This window comes from Novosphingobium sp. (genome assembly GCF_030696665.1).
Lineage (GTDB): Bacteria > Pseudomonadota > Alphaproteobacteria > Sphingomonadales > Sphingomonadaceae > Novosphingobium.
In genome coordinates, this window is sequence record NZ_JAUYRV010000028.1 from 28,097 (window position 1) to 45,528 (window position 17,432).

Annotated in this window: 12 protein-coding genes and 1 pseudogene; 10 read left to right on the top strand and 3 right to left on the bottom strand. The window is 62.7% G+C overall.

Features of this window, described 5'->3' with window-relative positions; all coding sequences use genetic code 11:
- Positions 1 to 11: 11 nt before the first annotated feature.
- The 7 genes and pseudogenes from Q8R81_RS06815 (at position 12) to Q8R81_RS06845 (ending at position 8,677) form a co-directional block, all read left to right on the top strand.
- Positions 12 to 899: a LysR family transcriptional regulator gene (locus Q8R81_RS06815; RefSeq protein ID WP_305616673.1), complete on the top strand. Its 888-nt coding sequence runs from the start codon at positions 12 to 14 to the stop codon at positions 897 to 899.
- 115 nt (positions 900 to 1,014) lie between these two features.
- Positions 1,015 to 2,286 (top strand): MFS transporter, encoded by a 1,272-nt coding sequence (locus Q8R81_RS06820; RefSeq protein ID WP_305616674.1) that lies wholly within the window; start codon positions 1,015 to 1,017, stop codon positions 2,284 to 2,286.
- Positions 2,287 to 2,572: 286 nt separating this feature from the next.
- Entirely contained in the window at positions 2,573 to 3,367 is a 795-nt protein-coding gene (locus Q8R81_RS06825) for a thioesterase family protein (protein WP_305616675.1), read from the top strand.
- 10 nt (positions 3,368 to 3,377) lie between these two features.
- The gene (locus Q8R81_RS06830; RefSeq protein ID WP_305616676.1) at positions 3,378 to 4,610 is read left to right on the top strand and encodes a serine hydrolase; all 1,233 of its coding nucleotides are present in this window, start codon (positions 3,378 to 3,380) and stop codon (positions 4,608 to 4,610) included.
- A 37-nt stretch (positions 4,611 to 4,647) separates the two neighbouring features.
- Positions 4,648 to 5,889 (top strand): annotated as a pseudogene (locus tag Q8R81_RS06835) (3-hydroxyacyl-CoA dehydrogenase NAD-binding domain-containing protein); the annotation flags it as partial.
- A 14-nt stretch (positions 5,890 to 5,903) separates the two neighbouring features.
- A complete protein-coding gene (locus Q8R81_RS06840; protein WP_305616677.1) occupies positions 5,904 to 7,499 on the top strand; it encodes a class I adenylate-forming enzyme family protein in 1,596 nt (531 codons plus the stop codon).
- A gap of 2 nt (positions 7,500 to 7,501) precedes the next feature.
- Entirely contained in the window at positions 7,502 to 8,677 is a 1,176-nt protein-coding gene (locus tag Q8R81_RS06845) for an acetyl-CoA C-acyltransferase (protein WP_305616678.1), read from the top strand.
- 61 nt (positions 8,678 to 8,738) lie between these two features.
- On the opposite strand, the gene Q8R81_RS06850 is transcribed toward Q8R81_RS06845, so the two are convergent.
- Positions 8,739 to 11,381 carry a TonB-dependent siderophore receptor gene (locus Q8R81_RS06850; RefSeq protein ID WP_305616679.1) on the bottom strand — a complete coding sequence of 881 codons (2,643 nt, stop codon included), beginning with the start codon at positions 11,379 to 11,381 and terminating at the stop codon, positions 8,739 to 8,741.
- 171 nt (positions 11,382 to 11,552) lie between these two features.
- On the opposite strand from Q8R81_RS06850, the gene Q8R81_RS06855 reads away from it, so the two are divergent.
- The gene (locus Q8R81_RS06855) at positions 11,553 to 12,293 is read left to right on the top strand and encodes a hypothetical protein (RefSeq protein ID WP_305616680.1); all 741 of its coding nucleotides are present in this window, start codon (positions 11,553 to 11,555) and stop codon (positions 12,291 to 12,293) included.
- Positions 12,294 to 12,382: 89 nt separating this feature from the next.
- Positions 12,383 to 12,697, top strand: coding sequence for a hypothetical protein (locus Q8R81_RS06860; protein ID WP_305616681.1), 315 nt, complete (start codon positions 12,383 to 12,385; stop codon positions 12,695 to 12,697).
- Between the two features lie 209 nt (positions 12,698 to 12,906).
- Here the strand turns inward: Q8R81_RS06860 and parC are convergent, their stop codons facing one another.
- Positions 12,907 to 15,192: a DNA topoisomerase IV subunit A gene (parC, locus tag Q8R81_RS06865; protein ID WP_305616682.1), complete on the bottom strand. Its 2,286-nt coding sequence runs from the start codon at positions 15,190 to 15,192 to the stop codon at positions 12,907 to 12,909.
- Between the two features lie 364 nt (positions 15,193 to 15,556).
- Between parC and Q8R81_RS06870 the strand changes: the two genes are divergently transcribed.
- Entirely contained in the window at positions 15,557 to 16,081 is a 525-nt protein-coding gene (locus Q8R81_RS06870) for a type 1 glutamine amidotransferase domain-containing protein (RefSeq protein ID WP_305616683.1), read from the top strand.
- A gap of 169 nt (positions 16,082 to 16,250) precedes the next feature.
- On the opposite strand, the gene Q8R81_RS06875 is transcribed toward Q8R81_RS06870, so the two are convergent.
- Positions 16,251 to 17,408: an iron-containing alcohol dehydrogenase gene (locus Q8R81_RS06875; protein WP_305616684.1), complete on the bottom strand. Its 1,158-nt coding sequence runs from the start codon at positions 17,406 to 17,408 to the stop codon at positions 16,251 to 16,253.
- Positions 17,409 to 17,432 lie beyond the last annotated feature (24 nt).

A 17,432-nucleotide genomic window follows, 5' to 3' on the forward strand; every position in this document is an offset into this window, starting at 1 on the left:
AGACGAGAACAATGAGCAATCGCTGGGACGGGATCGATGAAGTGGTGGCCGTGGCCGATGCGGGGACGTTTGTCGCTGCGGCCAAGCGGCTGGGCACGTCAACTTCGCATGTGAGCCGCGCCGTGGCCCGGCTGGAACAGAGCCTTGGCGCACAGTTCTTTCATCGCACCACCCGGGCCGTCAGCCTCACCGATACCGGGCGCACATTGGTGGACCAGTTCCGCCGCCTGATTGCCGAGCGGGACGAGGCGATTGCCATGCTCGATCTGCAGGGAGAGCCGCAGGGGCACTTGCGCATCACCTGCCCCACCGCGCTGGGCGAGCGCTTTGTGGCACCGATCGTGCGCGCCTATGTGCAGGACTATCCGAAGCTTTCGGTGGAACTGGACCTTTCGAACCGCGTGGTCGAACTGGTGTCCGAAGGCTATGACCTTGCCATCCGCACCGGCACCCTGCCCGACAGCCGCCTGATCCGCACCCAGATCGCCACGCGCGGGATCGTCACATGCGCAGCGCCTGCCTACATCGCCGCACATGGCACGCCGCAGACGGTGGACGACCTTGAGAGCCACGATTGCATCCCGGCCACGTCAGACACATGGCGCTACGCCGTGGATGGCGAAATTCGCACGATCCGCCCGCGCGGACGCTGGCGTTGCAGCAATGGCGCGGCGGTGTTCGATGCAGCGGTGGCAGGGATGGGGCTGTGCCAGTTGCCCGCGTTCTACGTCAGCCGCGCACTGGCCGAGGGCGCGCTGGTGGAAGTGCTGGGAACGTTCCGGCCCGAAGACGATCCGATCTGGGCCGTCTACCCGCAACGCCGCCACCTTCTGCCCAAAGTCCAGCGCATGATCGAGAAGCTGCGCCGCGAATTGCCGCCTGCCTTGGCCAAAGGATAGCGCTAACCACGCCATTTTCGGCCGGGAATACCTATGCAAACGCCATGACATCGCTGACAAGGATCGCTAGACCCGCCCGATAACGGCCTGTCAGCGGTCGGCCGAGGAGAGCTTAATGTCAGCCAGTCCCAATTCGCAGAAGGCCGCGTTTGCCGCAGTCACCGTGCTGTTTTTCGCCTGGGGCTTCATCACTTCGCTGATCGATCCGCTCGTGGCGGCAGTGAAGGGCATCTTCACGCTGACCACGCTGGAAGCGCAGCTTTCGGCCTTCGCGTTCTTCATCGCCTATGGCGTGATGAGCTTCCCTGCTGCCGCCATCATCGGGCGGATCCGCGCGGTGCCGGCAATCCTGCTGGCACTGGCAACCATGACGCTGGCCTGCCTTGTCATGCTGCTCGCAGCAAACATCGCGTCGTACCCGCTGGTGTTGACCGGGCTGTTCATGCTCGCCGCCGGGATCACCGTGCTGCAGGTAGCAGCAAATCCGCTCGCCGCCGCGCTGGGCAAGCCCGAAGGCAGCCATTTCCGGCTGACATTGTCGCAGACGTTCAACTCGTTCGGCACGTTCCTCGGCCCGGCACTGGGTGCCTCGCTGTTCCTCAAGGGCGTTGAAGTGTCAGACGGCGTCGCACTGACGCCTGAGGTGCGCGCTGCTGCGCTTGCCGGGATCGACCGCGCCTATTTCTGGATTTGCGGACTGCTGATCGTGCTGCTGGCGTTCTTTTTCGTGAACCGCACCCGCATTTCTGCCGCTGCTCCGCCCGCGCAACCCACCGGCGGCATCGGCGCACTGCTGGCCCAGGCCTTCTCGTCGCGCTGGGCTGTCCTCGGCGCAGCAGCCATCTTCATCTATGTTGGCGCGGAAGTGGCCATCGGCACGCAGATGGCCTTTTATCTCAACAGTCCGGCGATCTGGAACGTCAGCCTTGAACAGGCGGGCAAAGCCGTTTCGTTCTACTGGGGCGGCGCAATGGTGGGCCGCGCCATCGGCACGGTGCTGCTCGCGCGCTTCCCGGCGGCCAAGCTGATGGTGCTGTTTGCCGCAATTGCTGCTGCGATGTGCGCCTACCTGTTCCTCGTGGGCGGGGTTTCTGCCGGCTACATTGCGCTGGCCATTGGCCTGTTCAATTCGATCATGTTCCCGGTGATCTTCACGCTGACGCTAGAGCGTTCCTCGGCCAGCGAAGAAGCCACCTCCGGCCTGCTCTGCACCGGCATCATCGGCGGGGCGCTGATCCCCGCACTGGCGGGTGCGGTAACCGATGCTGCGGGCATCTTCGCCTCGTTCATCGTGCCGCTGGCCTGCTATGTGCTGCTGATGGTCTTCGCCGCCAGTGCGGCCAAAGCTCCGGTGCTGCGCCGCGCTGGCGGTGAAAGCCTGCACTGATCTGATCCACCCGGCCACAAGCCGGTACTCTTCGCCCCGGTGAAGGTTCAACGACCATCGCCGGGGTCGATTTTTTTGCTCTGCAAGATTGCAGCATGCCGTAGCGTCAGCCTGACAAACCGCCAAAAACGCACATCCGCGCCCCTTTCCCTTTACGTAAACTTCCACTAGCTCTTTGCCAGAAGAGTCGTGGCAACACGTGGGAGAGGACATTGGAGCGACATCTTGCAGTGCCGGTTCAGGGCACCAGGCTGACAAGCGCGCCTGCGGTATGAACGCACCGCAGATGCCCCCGGCTATTGGTCTCACCGCTGCAGAAATGACCGAAGATGCAATGGCCGCGGAGGCCAGCGTATTTTCATTGCGCGGCGTGGATGGCTGGCTGCAAGGCCGCACCATGTACGGGGGCGCGTCATCGTTCCTCGCTTATGCTGCAGCCCGCAAAGCCCGCCCGGATCTGCCCCCACTGCGTGGCGGCCAGATCGGCTTCATCGCACCTGTCGGGCCAGACGTGGACATCACCGTCAGCGTGCTGCGCGAAGGCAAGAGCGTTGCCAACATCCAGACCGACATTCACAGCAATGGCAACCTTGCCCACAGGGCCGCATGGATATTCGGGCGCGCCCGGCCATCGAACGGCATGATTGCCGCGCCGCGCGCTGAAAACTTCGTGCGGTATGAGGATATGGAACCGCTTGGTTCGCCCGAAGGCCTGCATTTCGTCCACAACTTCGAACTGCGCCGGGCCGAAGCCAAGGGTGACGTGCGCCCCGGCGTGGTGCGCCGCTGGGTGCGCCTGAAGGACCGCAACGGGCTTGATCCGGTGGGCGAACTGGTGCTGATCGGTGATGCGATGCCGCCCGGATCGATCCGGGCGATGGAGCGGCAGGGACCGATAAGTTCGATCAACTGGTCATTCACGCTGCTGGGCGACAGCCCCGCCACGCGCGATGGCTGGTGGCTGCTGGAAACATCGTCGAACCATATGGCGGACGGCTTCAGCAGCGAAACCTTGCGCATGTGGAACGCCGACGGCGCAGAAGTGATGCGCGGCCTGCAGAGCGTTGCGATTTTCGGGTAAGGACAGGATGATGCAGCTTTCAGACGCGCAATCACTGGGGTTCGAGCCTGACCGTCTGAGCCGGATCGGTGCTTTTCTTGATGAGCGCTATATCGAGAGTGGCCGCCTGCCCGGGCTTGACGTGCTGGTCGCGCGGGATGGGCAGCCGGTTTATCGCCATACCAGTGGCAAGGCGCGCGCGGATGGCACGCCGATGGCATCGGATACGCTATGCCGCATCGCCTCAATGACCAAACCGCTGACCTCGGTGGCGTTCATGATGCTGGTGGAAGAAGGCAAGGTCGCGCTCGACGACCCCGTGACCAATGTGCTGCCCGAGTTTGCGGGCCTTGGCGTCTACACCGGTGGCGGCGGTGAGATGGACTTTTTGCCCGCACGTCCTGCGCCGGTGATGCGCATGGTCGATCTGCTCACGCACCAGTCGGGCCTTACATATGGCCTCCAGAACCGCACCAACGTGGATGCCGCCTATCGCAAGGGGCGGCTGGATGGCCATGCCAGCTTGCCCGGCAACGATCACTTCATTGCCGAACTGGCCAAGCTCCCGCTCGAATTTGCACCCGGCGAAGCTTGGAACTATTCGGTTGGCACCGATGTGCTGGGCGTGATCGTGGCGCGGCTTGCGGGCATGAGCCTTGGCGAGTTCTTCCGCACTCGCATTTTCGAACCGCTGGGCATGGTTGACACCGGCTTTCACTGCCCGGATGAAAAGGCCCACCGGCTGGCCGACGCCTGGGGTTACCAGGCCGGACAAGCGCCACAAATGTTCGATCCTGCCGAGAAATCCGGCACCCGCCGCGTACCCCGCTTCGAAAGCGGCGGCGGCGGCCTGCTATCCACTACAGCGGACTACCACCGCTTTTGCCGCATGCTGGTGAATGGTGGCGCTGCCGACGGAACGCGCCTGCTCAGCCCCAAGACGCTCCAACTGATGACCGCCAACCACCTCCCCGGCGGCGCGGACCTCACGCAAGTGTCGCGTGCCATGTTCAGCGAGGCCTACAACGCGGGCGCAGGGTTCGGCCTCGGCTTTGGCATGACCATCGATCCGGCACGGGCACTGGTTCCCGGCTCAGCAGGCGAATTCTACTGGGGCGGCATCTTTTCGACCGCGTTTTTCGTGGACCCTGTCGAAAAGATCCACGCGGTCTTCATGACGCAGCTCTACCCCTCATCCGTCTATCCCATCCGGCGTCAGTTGAAGACGCTGATCTACAGCGCGCTGGCGGAAAGCCGCGCCTGAACCAGCCTTAGGAGAGAACACGATGTCTGACCCTATTTCCGGCGCCAAGGACCACATCGACGCTGCCCGCAAGCTGGCCGCGACCATCGATGACATTCCCGCCGACACCCAGCTTCTGCCCATCGCGCGCGTCGGCGTGATCGGTGCAGGCACGATGGGCGGCGGAATCACCATGAACTTCCTGACGGCAGGCATCCCGGTGACCATCGTGGAGATGACGCAGGAAGCGCTGGATCGCGGCGTCGCCACGATGGGCAAGAACTACGAGAACACCGTCAAGCGCGGCAAGATGGACGCGGCCGATGCGCAGGCCGCGATGGCGCGCCTCACACCCACGCTCGATTTCAACGCGCTGGCCGAAGCTGATCTGGTGATCGAAGCCGTTTATGAAAGCATGGACGTGAAGAAGGACGTCTTCGGCAGGCTCGACAAGGTGGCCAAACCGGGCGCGATCCTTGCCAGCAACACCAGCTATCTGGACGTCGACGAAATCGCCGCCGCCACCAGCCGCCCGGAATCTGTGCTGGGAATGCACTTCTTCTCCCCCGCCAACGTAATGAAGCTGCTCGAAGTCGTGCGCGGGAAGGCCACTGGCAACGCGCAACTCGCCACTGTCATGGCGCTATCGGTGAAGATCGGCAAAGTCCCGGTCGTCTCGGGCGTATGCCACGGCTTCATCGGCAACCGCATGCTTTCCCCGCGTCAGGCACAGGCGCACGCGCTCATCATGGAAGGCGCAAACTACTGGGACGTGGACGAAGCCCTGCTCGAATTCGGCTTCCCGATGGGTCCGTGGCAGATGGCCGACCTCGCGGGCCTCGACATCGGCTGGCACCGCGATGCTGCCCGGATCGAGTCCGTGCGCGATGCGCTCTGCGCCAAGGGTCGCTGGGGCCAGAAGACCAAGAAGGGCTTCTACGATTATGATGAGAACCGCCAGCGCACTCCATCGGACGAAGTGAAGGCAGTCATCGCCGAGTTCGCCGCCAAGGAAGGCAAACCGCAGCGCGCCATCGACAAGGACGAAATCCGCGAACGCCTGCTCTATCCCATGATCAGCGAAGGCGCGCTGATCCTTGATGAAGGCATTTCGCAGCGGGCGAGCGACATCGATACCGTGTGGCTTAACGGCTATGGCTGGCCTGCATGGACCGGCGGGCCGATGTTCTGGGCGGATCATATCGGCCTCGCCACCGTCGTCGCGGGCCTGAAGAAGCACGGCCTCCCCGTCGCCCCGCTGCTCGAACGCAAGGCCGCTGCGGGCGAAACGTTCAACTGATCCGGAGCGCGGCGATGCGGATTGAGGAAATCGTCGAAAGCGAGTTCACCCCGCTCAGCGCCATAATCCGCGCCCATGCCGCAAGGCGGGGCGATGCGGTGGCGCTGGCGGACGAGAACCGCTCAATCGGCTGGGCGGAAATGGACGCCCTGCTCGACCGCATCGCCACGGCCCTCCAGCGCGAGGGCGTTGCGAAAGCCGAGCCTGTCGCCATCGCAGCGATGAATTCGGTGGCAACGGGCCTCGCTTTCCTCGGTGCGATCCGGGCGGGCGCGGTGGCCGCCCCCCTCACCTCCACCGCCACGCCCGAAACCATCGTCGCCATGCTCAAGGATAGCGGCAGCCGGGTGCTGCTGCTGGACAAGGACATCGCCGAGCGGTTGGCCGGGCTGGATCTACCCTCGCACGTCAAACGCATCGCGCTGGACGATAGCGATGCGGGCGAGGCGTTCAGCACATGGATGGCCCCCGCAGGCGCAAAGCCCGAAGACCGCATCGCAGCCCCCGCCGACCCTTTCAACATCATCTATTCCTCGGGCACCACCGGCGCGCCCAAGGGCATCGTGCAAAGCCACAAGATGCGCCACGAATATGCCCGCCGCACGATCCCCGCTGGCTATGGCGATGATACGGCGGTGATCTGTTCGACCCCGCTCTATTCCAACACCACACTCGTTAGCTTCCTCCCCGCGCTCACCGCTGGCGGCAAAGTGGTGCTGATGCGCAAGTTCGATGCCCGCACGTTCCTTGAACTGTCCGAGCGCGAGCGGGTGACGCACGCCATGCTGGTGCCGGTGCAATACCGCCGGATCATGGAACTGCCCGATTTCGACAGCTTCGACCTGTCGTCCTACAAGCTCAAGTCCTGCACCTCCGCCCCCTTCCCGGCATGGCTAAAGGCCGATGTGCTGAAGCGGTGGCCGGGCGGCCTGACCGATGGTTATGGCATGACCGAGGGCGGGGCGACCGCGATCCTGCTGGCGCACCTCTATCCTGAGAAGCTGCACACCGTCGGCCAGCCCTCGCCCGGCCATATCATCAAGATCATCGATGAAGACGGCAACGAACTGCCGCAAGGCGAAGTGGGTGAAATCGTCGGCCATTCGCCGATCATGATGAACGGCTATCACGGCAAGCCTGCCCAGACCCGCGAGGTCGAGTGGCACGACGCGCAAGGCCGCCGCTACATCCGGCACGGCGACGTGGGCAAGTTTGACGAGGACGGCTTCCTGATCCTGATGGACCGCGCAAAGGACATGATCATCTCGGGCGGGTTCAACATCTACCCCAGCGACCTTGAAGCCGAACTGACCCGGCAGAGCGCGGTGAAGGACGCGGCGGTCGTCGGCGTGCCTTCCGACGCGTGGGGGGAAACCCCACTTGCCGTGGTAGTGCTGGCCGATCCCTCGGCTGACCCAAAGGCGATCCTAGCCGAAGCCAACAGCCGCCTCGGCAAAACGCAGCGCATCTCCGCAATCGAGGTCGTGGATGAACTGCCGCGCAGCCCCATCGGCAAGGTTCTGAAGCGCGAGCTTCGTGACAAATTCGGCGGCAACCCCATTCTTGCCGCCACATCCCTTGAAAAAACCACAAATCCAGCAGGAGCATGACCATGCGTGACGCCGTAATCGTATCCGCCGCCCGCACGCCCATCGGGCGCGCCTATAAGGGTGCCTTCAACGCCACGCCGGGGGCTACGCTCGGCGCGCTTTCACTTGAAGCTGCCGTCGCCCGCGCCGGGATTGATCCCGCCGAAGTGGACGACGTGCTGTGGGGCGCGGCGCTGCAGCAGGGCGCACAGGGCGGCAACATCGCGCGGCAGGTTGCCCTGCGCGCAGGGCTGCCGATCACCACTTCGGGCATGAGCATGGACCGCCAGTGCTCATCCGGCCTGATGACCATTGCCACTGCCGCCAAGCAGGTGATCATCGACCGGATGGACGTGGTGGCCGCAGGCGGTCAGGAATCGATCAGCCTTGTCCAGACCAAGGACATGCGCATGGCCCCGGACAAGAGCCTGATGGCGATGCATAAGGCCGTCTACATGCCGATGCTGCAGACCGCCGAGATCGTCGGCCAGCGCTATGGCATCAGCCGCGAGGCTTGCGACGAATACGCGCTGCAATCGCAGCAGCGCACCGCCGCCGCACAGGCCGCAGGCAAGTTCGATGACGAAATCGTCGCCACCGACAGTTCGATGGGCGTGCAGAACAAGGAAACCGGCGAGATCACGTTCCAGGATGTCCACCTGACCAAGGACGAAGGCAACCGCCCCTCGACCACCATCGAGAACCTTCAGGCGCTCAAGCCGGTGATCGAAGGCGGCATCGTGACCGCAGGCAACGCCAGCCAGCTTTCCGATGGTTCAGCCGCCGTGATCGTGATGGAAGCCGCCCTCGCCGCGCAAAAGGGCCTCACCCCGCTGGGCCGCTATGTCGGCATGGCGGTTGCGGGCACAGAACCTGACGAAATGGGCATCGGCCCGGTCTTCGCGATCCCCAAGCTGCTGCAGCGCTTCGGCCTGAAGATGGACGACATCGGGCTGTGGGAACTGAACGAGGCCTTCGCCGTGCAGGTGCTCTATTGCCGCGACAAGCTGGGCATTCCGAACGACCTGCTCAACGTCAACGGCGGCGCCATTTCCATTGGCCACCCCTATGGCATGACCGGCGCCCGCGCCACGATGCACGCCCTGATCGAAGGCAAGCGCCGGGGTGCCAAGCACGTGGTCGTGACGATGTGTGTCGGCGGCGGTATGGGCGCTGCCGGGCTATTCGAAGTCCTCTGATAACGCAAAAAGCCCCGGACGTCGCAACGTCCGGGGCTTTTTCATGCCTCCAAATGTCAGGTCAGAACTTGACCGTGCCGGTCAGCCAGAACGAGCGCGGCTGAATGGCCACGATGCTCAGCAACTGGTTCGGGTTGGCATCAACTGCGGCCTTGGTCAGCCCCTGACGGTCAAGCGAGTTCAGGAACCCGCCAGCCCGCGCCCACGACATGATGCCGAACTGGTTGAACACATTGTTGACGTTAGCCTGCAGCTTGAAGCGCTTGTCCGTGCCGAATTCGTACGATGCGCCAAAATCAAACGTGTGGAAGCCCGGCATGTACCACGCATTCGCCCGGTTGGCGGCGCGCTTGCCGGTATAGCTGTGCGTCAGGAACAGCGCGAGGCTGTCCATCGGCGTCAGCGTTGCCGTGGTGCGCGTCAGGATCTTCGGGTTGTTGTCTGCATCGCCCTTGGGCGTCGATTCCAGGGTATCGTCAGCCATGCCGGGCGCATTGGCCAGCCACAGACCGAACTTCGAAGCCTTGGGATTCTGCAGCGTGATCGCGGTGCGCAGGTTCAGCATGTCCCCGAAATCGGCATCGGCATCAACTTCGACACCATACGTCTCGATCTGCCCATAGATGGTCGGCGGCGTGTAGAACTGGCCATTCTGGTCGGTAAAGGTCTGGGTCGACCCGACGTTCGAAAGCTTCGAATAGAACGGAAACACGCCCACGCGCACACCGGCAGAACGATACTTCAGGCCCAGTTCGATCTGCGTGATGACTTGCGGTTCGGGGAACTGCGTGGCGATCTCGCTGGGTGAATCAATGTCGGCAATGCCACGGAAATCCGGTGCCTTCTTGCCGCGCGTGTACCGCAGATAGGCCTGGAAGGTGTCACTGACTTCGTAATTCACCGCGCCGGTATAGTTCAGATAGTGGAAGTTGCGCTTGGTGTTCGTCGGCGCAAGATAGGTGTTGCGCGTGTTGTCCCACAGCGTCAGCGGATTGCCGTCTGCGCCCGCGCCGCCGTTGACCGGGGCCGCGGCACCCAGCGTCAGGTTGGTCACGTCATAGCGAATGTCTTCGTAGCGGATGCCACCGTCGATCGACAGGCGGTCGGTCACCTGCCATTCGTCGCCTGCGAAGAACGAGATCTGGCGCTGTGTGCCGCTGGTTCCATCGCCATCAAGGATACCGCCGCCCTGCGCGGCAAAGCCTGCCGGGTCAGTCACCTGCAGCACCGTGCCATTGGGCAGCGTGTGGGTGATGTCATAGACCTGCGGCGTCGGCGTCAGGCCCGAAATGCCGATGCCCGCTGCGCCGCCCATCTGCGAATAGCGCGAATGGGCAAATGAAGCGCCCACCGCCAGCGCATGATTGCCAAGGCTCGCCGAAACGGTGAACTGGTCCTGGAACGTGCGCGACCGGTACTTCGTGGAAAGCGCAGCCTGCGAGAATACGCCGTTCTGCAGGATGTTCTGGTTCGGCAGGTTATTGGTGACCACGGTGTGATCAAAGCCAGAGAATGACAGCACCTCTGCTGCAACCGTGTTGGTCCCGCGCTGCTTGTAGGTGGTGGTGCCGGGCAGACCCAGCGTGCCAGTCAGGATCGACAGGAAGAAGTCATCCAGCGATAGCGGGAAGATCAGGCCGCCGGTGCTCCAGTCGGTCTTGTTCTCGCTGTACCGGGCACGATTCTGCAGACTGATGCCATCGGCCAGTTCGTGATCCCACGTCATGCCGAACGATAACGTGCGCGCATGGACAAGGTCCGAACCATCCCACGAACCGGTCGAGCCATCGGGGTTGGTGAAGCTGTGCGGATTGGCTGGCGGCAACACCGACGACGTGTTGGTAAAGCCCCCGGCAATCTTGGGATCCCTGAAATCGAAGGCCGGGGTAAATTCGAACCAGCCGTTGTGATCATCAAGATATTTCGTATCGAAACGCACCGAGCCGTTGCCGTAGTCCCACAGCAGGTTGGCGCGGATCTGGCCGCCCTTGTTCAGGGCATAGCCCGGATCGCGCGAACCGTCGCTCTTCCGGTAAAAGCCGCCGATTGCGTAATACAGGCCATTGCCCAGATCGCCGCCAGCATAGGCATCCATGCGATAGTAGGGGTTCTTGCCATCGCCTTCGAGGCCGACCTTGCCCTGCACTTCAAACCCGGGGTGGGATTTGCCGGTTCGCGAGATGTAGTTGAAAATGCCGCCCGGCGCGTTGTTGCCGGTAACCGTGGCCGTGCCGCCGCGCAGACCTTCCAGCCGGTCGAGCATGATGTCGGGGCGCGAGAAGTAATCGGGGCCGAAGTTGCCCACCGTCACCGGCTCCACCGGCAGCCCGTCTTCCTGCATCGAAACGTAGTAATAGCCGCCATCACCATCAAGCGAGTTGGCCGAAACCCCGCGTGAAAACACCACGTTGCGGATTTCGCCAAGCGACGAGTTCACGAACACACCCGGCACGTTCTTGATAAGATCGGCAGCACTGTTGGCCACCTGCTGCGACAGTTCCTCTGCCGTAATGGCGGAAATCGAGATCGGCGCGTTCTCAATCGACTTGGCGCTGAACACCCCGGTGACGACGATCTGCTTTGCGGCATCTGATGAGCCTTCGGCCTGCGCGGACATATCCTGCGCAAAAATCGGGCTGGTCAGTGCGCAAAGCGCAATGGCCGCCACGGACGCGGAAAATCGGATGGAGTTTGCTCGGTTCATCAGGACACCCCTCGTGGAATCGAGACTCTTGTTTGAGTCTTCACCGCTGTCGGTAGTCAAAATTGAACGATTGCGAAAGACTAATAATGATTGCTTATGATTATTTTTATTCCATATCTGCAAAAATGAGCGACCTTGCCTGAACGACGTTCTTTGACATAGGCTCGCCAGATGAACGCCGAAAACGATACTCGCCCCCATCCCCAATCCGGGCGCGAGCGTATGATCTACCCTTCGCCCGTGGGCTGGAAGGGCACCGATTACGTTGATAACGAAGAAGAACTGCTGCGGCGGCTGAACCCCAAAACGGTGTTCATGATGGGCGACAATCCCGCCCTGCCGCGCATGCCCGAACGCCCGCGCCTGCTCGATTTCTTCCGCTGCCGCTTTGGCGATATCACCGTGCGGCACCTGCTGGTCAGCGCCAAGCGCGCACTGGACGATGGCCTGCCAGACAAGGTGGTGATCGCCTGCCTGCTCCACGACATTTCCAACGGCTGCCTGATCCGCAGCGACCACGGATACTGGAGCGCCCAACTGATCGCACCCTATGTCGATCCCGAAGTCGCCTTCGCGGTGAAGTACCATCAGGCGCTGCGCTATATACCCGATGAAAGCGTCGGCTATGCCTACCCGGACAGCTACCACAAGTTCTTCGGCCCCGATTACGAAGTGCCCGAATACCTGCTGCGCGATGCCGAATATGCGCGCGGCCACGAATGGTACATGACCGCCCGCCAGGTCACGCTCTACGACACCTATTTCTTCGATGATTTCCCGGCTGTCGAACCCGAAGCCCTGCAAGACGTCATCACCCGCACCTTCCGCGAACCGGAAGAAGGACTGGGCTTCGACGGTTCACCCACAGCCCACATGTGGCGCACGATGATCTGGCCGAACAACTTTTTGTGAGGGGTGGATTTCGTGCGGGTGGGACGAAATGTTGCCGTTCTGGTGACGCCGGCATTGCGGACATCATGCGAACCCATCAAACTAGCGCGATGGAACTGCCACCGATACGACCTGACGAACCCCAATGGCTTCAAGCCAAGCGTCGCCGCATTTCAGAAGAACGGGCATGGAACTATGGCGGCTGGGCAGCGATGGCGCTGTTCCCGGTTCCTTACGCTCTGATGCAGACCCTGCTTCAGAACGCCACCGGTGCGCTTCTTGCGACAGCTTCTTTGCTAACCGTTACTGCGATAGTGGTCCTGCGACGCTCAGAAAAAGAAACCTTTCAGCGCGGCTTCTCGATTTGGAGCGTGCCGGTGCACGGGTTGGCGGTATTAGTCTTTCTGGCGAAGATGTTTCAGTAACTTGCGACAGCAATCCACCCACAATCAGCCCCTCAACCGCGAATTCATATCCCCAAAACCCGCCGTCACCCCGGGCTTGACCCGGGGTCCCGCTTTTTGTCTTGGCTATCAGCGGGATCGTCAAACTTGCGCGGAAGGAGCGGGACCCCGGGTCAAGCCCGGGGTGACGAGGTCTGGCTCTTCACTGCAGGGGACAATCCCCCCACCCCTCAGAACTTGTTATCCCTCGGAAACCCGTTCGGCGGCAGCCTGCCCGCAGCGCCGCGCGCAACCTTCCACGGCAGCAGGTCCTTCTCCACCCGCGTGCGCCCTGAATCACCGCCCATCGCCCACGTCAGCCCGTCTTCCAGCCGCAGCGTGATGACGTCGGCCATGTCGCCGTCCTTGTAGCGTTGCAGCGTCACGCCCTGCCCCTTGGCGAGGATCGGCACTTCGGACAGGGCAAAGATCACCAGCTTGCGGTTCTCGCCGATCACGGCCACGTGATCGTGCTCAGCCGCAATCTCGCGCACGGCGGCCAGCTTCACGCCGGGTTTGGTCGAAACCACGCCGCGTCCTTTGCGCGTTTCGGCCAGCAGTTCGTCCATCTCGGCGGCAAAGCCGCGTCCGGTGTTGGCCGCCAGCAGCAGTTGGCCCTTGGGCTTGTAGACTACGACGCTGACGATCTGTGCATCGGAATCGATGTCCACCATCGTCCTGATCGGTTCGCCAAAGCCGCGCGCGCCGGGCAGTTTGTCGGCCCCCAGCGTGTAGAACCGCCCGTTGTCCACCGCCACCAGCACCTTGTCGGTAGTCTGGCAATGGAACGCAAAGGCGGCGCCATCGCCTTCCTTGAACTTGAAATCGCCATCCAGCGCCAGATGCCCCTTGGCCGCCCTGATCCACCCCTTGGCCGAAAGGATCACCGTCACCGGCTCCTTCTCGATCATCGCGTCCATGTTGAATTCACGCGTCGGCGCAGCCTCGGCAATCGTCGTGCGCCGCCGCCCCAGCACAGTCGTCTCGGCATAGTCCTTGCGCAGCGCGTTCAGATCGCGCTTCAGCCGCGTGCGCTGCTTCGCCGGACTGTCGAGCAGCTTCTGCAGCTCCTCCTGCTCGGCCAGCAGCGCATCGCGCTCCTTGCGCAGCTCCATTTCCTCCAGCTTGCGCAAGGACCGCAGCCGCATGTTGAGGATCGCTTCGGCCTGCCGGTCGGTCAGCTCGAACTCGGCCATCATCACCGGCTTGGGCTCATCCTCGGTGCGGATGATCTCGATGATCCGGTCAAGGTTGAGGTAGGCGATGATATAGCCGCCCAGCAGTTCCAGCCGGTTCAGAATCTTGTCCAGCCGGTGCTGCGAACGGCGCAGCAGAATGTCGATCTGGCTGATCACCCATTCCTGCAACACCAGCTTCAGCCCCAGCACGCCGGGCGTCCGCCGCGAATCCAGCACGTTGAGGTTCAGGCCGAACCGCGTTTCCAGATCGGTCAGCCGGTAGAGCGATTCCTTCAGCAGTTCCGGGTCAACATTGCGGCTTTTGGGCACCAGCACCAGCCGGATCTGCTCGTCGCTCTCGTCGCGAATGTCTTCAAGGATCGGCAGCTTCTTGTCAGCGATCAGCTGGGCGATCTGCTCGATCAGCTTGCCCTTCTGCACCATGTAGGGGATTTCGGACACGACCAGCTGCCACTGCCCGGCACCCAGCTTTTCAACGCCGCTTTCCTCCCAGTTGCCAGCCTCGTCCCGGCCCGTGGAGAACCGCCCCCGCACCCGGATCGCCCCGCGCCCGGTTTCATAGGCGTTGGAAATCGCCGCCGGGCTTTCCACCACAATGCCGCCGGTTGGCAGATCAGGGCCGTGGAACACTTCCATCAGCGCGCTGTGTTCAACGCCCGGATTGTCGATCAGCAGCAGCGTGGCATCGATGATCTCGGCCACATTGTGGCTCGGGATGTTGGTCGCCATGCCCACCGCGATCCCGCTGGAACCATTGGCCAGCAGGTTGGGGAAGATGCCCGGAAAGATCTCCGGCTCCTCGTCCTCACCATTGTATGTCGGGTGATAAGTGACCGTGCCTTCGTCCAGCCCGGCCATCAATTGCATCGCGGTCTTGGTCAGCCGCGCTTCGGTATAGCGATAGGCCGCCGCATTATCGCCATCGATATTGCCGAAGTTGCCCTGCCCCTCGACCAGCGGATAGCGCAGCGCCCAATCCTGCGCCAATCGCACCATCGCGTCATAGACCGAAGCATCGCCATGCGGGTGATACTTGCCGATAACGTCGCCCACCACGCGCGCCGATTTCTTGAAGGCATCGGTGGGGTTCAGCTTCAGCTGCCGCATTGCCCACAACAGCCGACGATGCACCGGCTTCAGCCCATCGCGCAGGTCTGGCAGCGACCGCGCCGTGATCGTGCTTAGGGCATAGACCAGATAGCGTTCCGACAGCGCGGAATCGAACGGGGCATCGACGATGGCGTCGAAAGGATCGGGTTCTGTGGTTTCAGTCGGCATGGCTGGAACGTCCTAGGGTCCAAACTCGCTCAAGTCACGTTCGAGGCGTGCAAATGGCGAACATATCGGGCGGAGCGGCCCGCCGCGAAGGCTGGTTGCCTTTGCAAGGGTCGGTTCGTCCTAGATGGAAGCCATTTGAACGCCCCGAAGGGGTTCGACCAGAATGGCCCATCGCTGCGTCGGCAGGACTTGAAATATCGACATATTCCTGCGCCCTGCCTCCTTGCGCTGAGCCATTCTGCCTCGAACCTCGAACGTGACTTGAGCGAGTTTGGACCCTGACAACACGATAGCCAGAGCGAAAGTCATGGAACCGCAGCACTCCCCGGCAATTGTAGGGACATTCTGAACAAAGGAAATCTTCATGACCAAGCGCGTCCTTATCGTCGCGACCGACGGCTTCGAGCAGTCCGAACTCGAAGGGCCGAAGAAAGCGCTGGAAGACGCCGGCATCGAAACCGCCGTCGCCAGCCTGAAACCCGGATCAATCACCGGCTGGAAGGACAAGAACTGGGGCGATGCCGTGGCGGTAAACTTCACCATCGATGAAGTGGAAGCGGCCGATTACGACGCGCTGCTGCTGCCCGGCGGCCAGATGAACCCCGATATCCTGCGCATGGAAGACGCGGTGATCGATCTGATCAACGACTTCGACGATCTGGACAAACCCATCGCCGCCATCTGCCACGCCCCGTGGTTGCTGATCGAAGCCGACATCGTCGATGGCCGCACCGTCACCAGCTGGCCCTCGATCCGCGTCGATCTTGCCAATGCCGGTGCCGATGTGGTGGACGAGGAAGTGGTCGTCGACGGCAACCTCATCACCAGCCGCAACCCGGATGACATTCCTGCCTTTTCCAAGGCGTTGATTGCGGCGCTGGCGGACTGAGCCGGGGGAAAGCCCACCCCCAACCCCTCCCGCCCATCCTGAGCCTGTCGAAGGGGGGAGGGGAGCCGGGAAGCGCCAGCCTGTGCCCTCCCGCAGGCGGGAGGGCCGCGAGACTTACTGAGCCAAGGGCGAAGTTAGTCGCAGCGGGGTGGGCAATCCGCGTACCGCTTCACCCAAACACCTCAGCATAAAGCCGCTCAATCTCCGCCGCATCGGCCACGCGCGGATTGTTCCCCGGCGATCCCGAAGCAATCGCCTGCCGCGCCATTTCCGGCACCACCGCAAACCACTGCTCTTCTGAAATCCCATGCGAACGCGGCGTCGGCACGGCAAGATCACGGTTTAGTGCCGCCAGCTCCTCCAGCAACCGCGCCACCGCCGCCTGATCGCCCTCAGCCTCACCGGCCACGCCCATCGCCCGCGCACATTCGGCATAACGCCCCAGCGCCGATGCAGCCGAAAACGCGGTCACCGCAGGCAGCAGCATCGCGTTGGAAAGCCCGTGCGGCACATGGAAAAACGCCCCCACCGGGCGGCTCATCCCATGCACCAGCGCCACGCTGGCGTTGGAAAACGCAATCCCCGCATGATGCGCTCCCACCATCATCGCCTCACGCGCGGCACGGTTTCCCGGCTCGGCACAAGCAGTGCGGATATTGGGCGCAATCAGCTTCATCGCAGAAATCGCCATCGCATCGCTGAACGGATTGGCTTTGCGCGAAACATAGGCCTCAATCGCATGGGTCAGCGAATCGATCCCCGTATCCGCCGTCAGCCGCGCAGGCTTGCCCATCGTCAGTTCGAAATCGACGATGGCCACCGTCGGCAAAAACGCCAGCCCCGCACAGAGCATCTTCTCGCTCGTCGCCTCGTCCGTCACGATGGTGAACTTGGTCGCTTCCGATCCTGTCCCTGCCGTCGTCGGCACCGCAATGATCGGCAAGCCACCATCGTCGGTCTGGACCGGAGCCTTGAGCGAGGGGATAGGCCGGGGATCGAGCGCCAGCGCGGCGATCACCTTGGCGGTATCGATGGGGCTTCCCCCGCCAAAGCCGATCACGCAATCCGCCCCGCTCCACCGCAAAGCATCCAGCGCCTGCTCCACCACTGCCACGGTCGGATCGGGCACGGTATCGGCAAAGACCGTTGCAGTGATGCCAGCGCCTTCCAGCACTTCCAGCAACCGCGCCACCATGCCGCTGCTCACCAGAAAGCCATCGGTGACGACGAACGGCCGCGTCAGGCCGCATTGCGCCATCGCGGCAGGCAATTCTGCCAGCGCCCCGCCGCCCACCCGGATAATCCGGGGAAGATTGATCGCCGCCATTTGCACCCTCGTTGATAAACTCGC

What these genes read in the sequence shown, in the direction of transcription:
- Q8R81_RS06815 (WP_305616673.1), top strand. Translation starts at nt 12, where the DNA reads ATGAGCAATCGCTGGGACGGGATCGATGAAGTGGTGGCCGTGGCCGAT.
- Q8R81_RS06820 (WP_305616674.1), top strand. Translation starts at nt 1,015, where the DNA reads ATGTCAGCCAGTCCCAATTCGCAGAAGGCCGCGTTTGCCGCAGTCACC.
- Q8R81_RS06840 (WP_305616677.1), top strand. Translation starts at nt 5,904, where the DNA reads ATGCGGATTGAGGAAATCGTCGAAAGCGAGTTCACCCCGCTCAGCGCC.
- Q8R81_RS06875 (WP_305616684.1), bottom strand. Translation starts at nt 17,408, where the DNA reads ATGGCGGCGATCAATCTTCCCCGGATTATCCGGGTGGGCGGCGGGGCG.
- Q8R81_RS06855 (WP_305616680.1), top strand. Translation starts at nt 11,553, where the DNA reads ATGAACGCCGAAAACGATACTCGCCCCCATCCCCAATCCGGGCGCGAG.
- Q8R81_RS06845 (WP_305616678.1), top strand. Translation starts at nt 7,502, where the DNA reads ATGCGTGACGCCGTAATCGTATCCGCCGCCCGCACGCCCATCGGGCGC.
- parC (WP_305616682.1), bottom strand. Translation starts at nt 15,192, where the DNA reads ATGCCGACTGAAACCACAGAACCCGATCCTTTCGACGCCATCGTCGAT.
- Q8R81_RS06860 (WP_305616681.1), top strand. Translation starts at nt 12,383, where the DNA reads ATGGAACTGCCACCGATACGACCTGACGAACCCCAATGGCTTCAAGCC.
- Q8R81_RS06850 (WP_305616679.1), bottom strand. Translation starts at nt 11,381, where the DNA reads ATGAACCGAGCAAACTCCATCCGATTTTCCGCGTCCGTGGCGGCCATT.
- Q8R81_RS06830 (WP_305616676.1), top strand. Translation starts at nt 3,378, where the DNA reads ATGCAGCTTTCAGACGCGCAATCACTGGGGTTCGAGCCTGACCGTCTG.
- Q8R81_RS06825 (WP_305616675.1), top strand. Translation starts at nt 2,573, where the DNA reads ATGCCCCCGGCTATTGGTCTCACCGCTGCAGAAATGACCGAAGATGCA.
- Q8R81_RS06870 (WP_305616683.1), top strand. Translation starts at nt 15,557, where the DNA reads ATGACCAAGCGCGTCCTTATCGTCGCGACCGACGGCTTCGAGCAGTCC.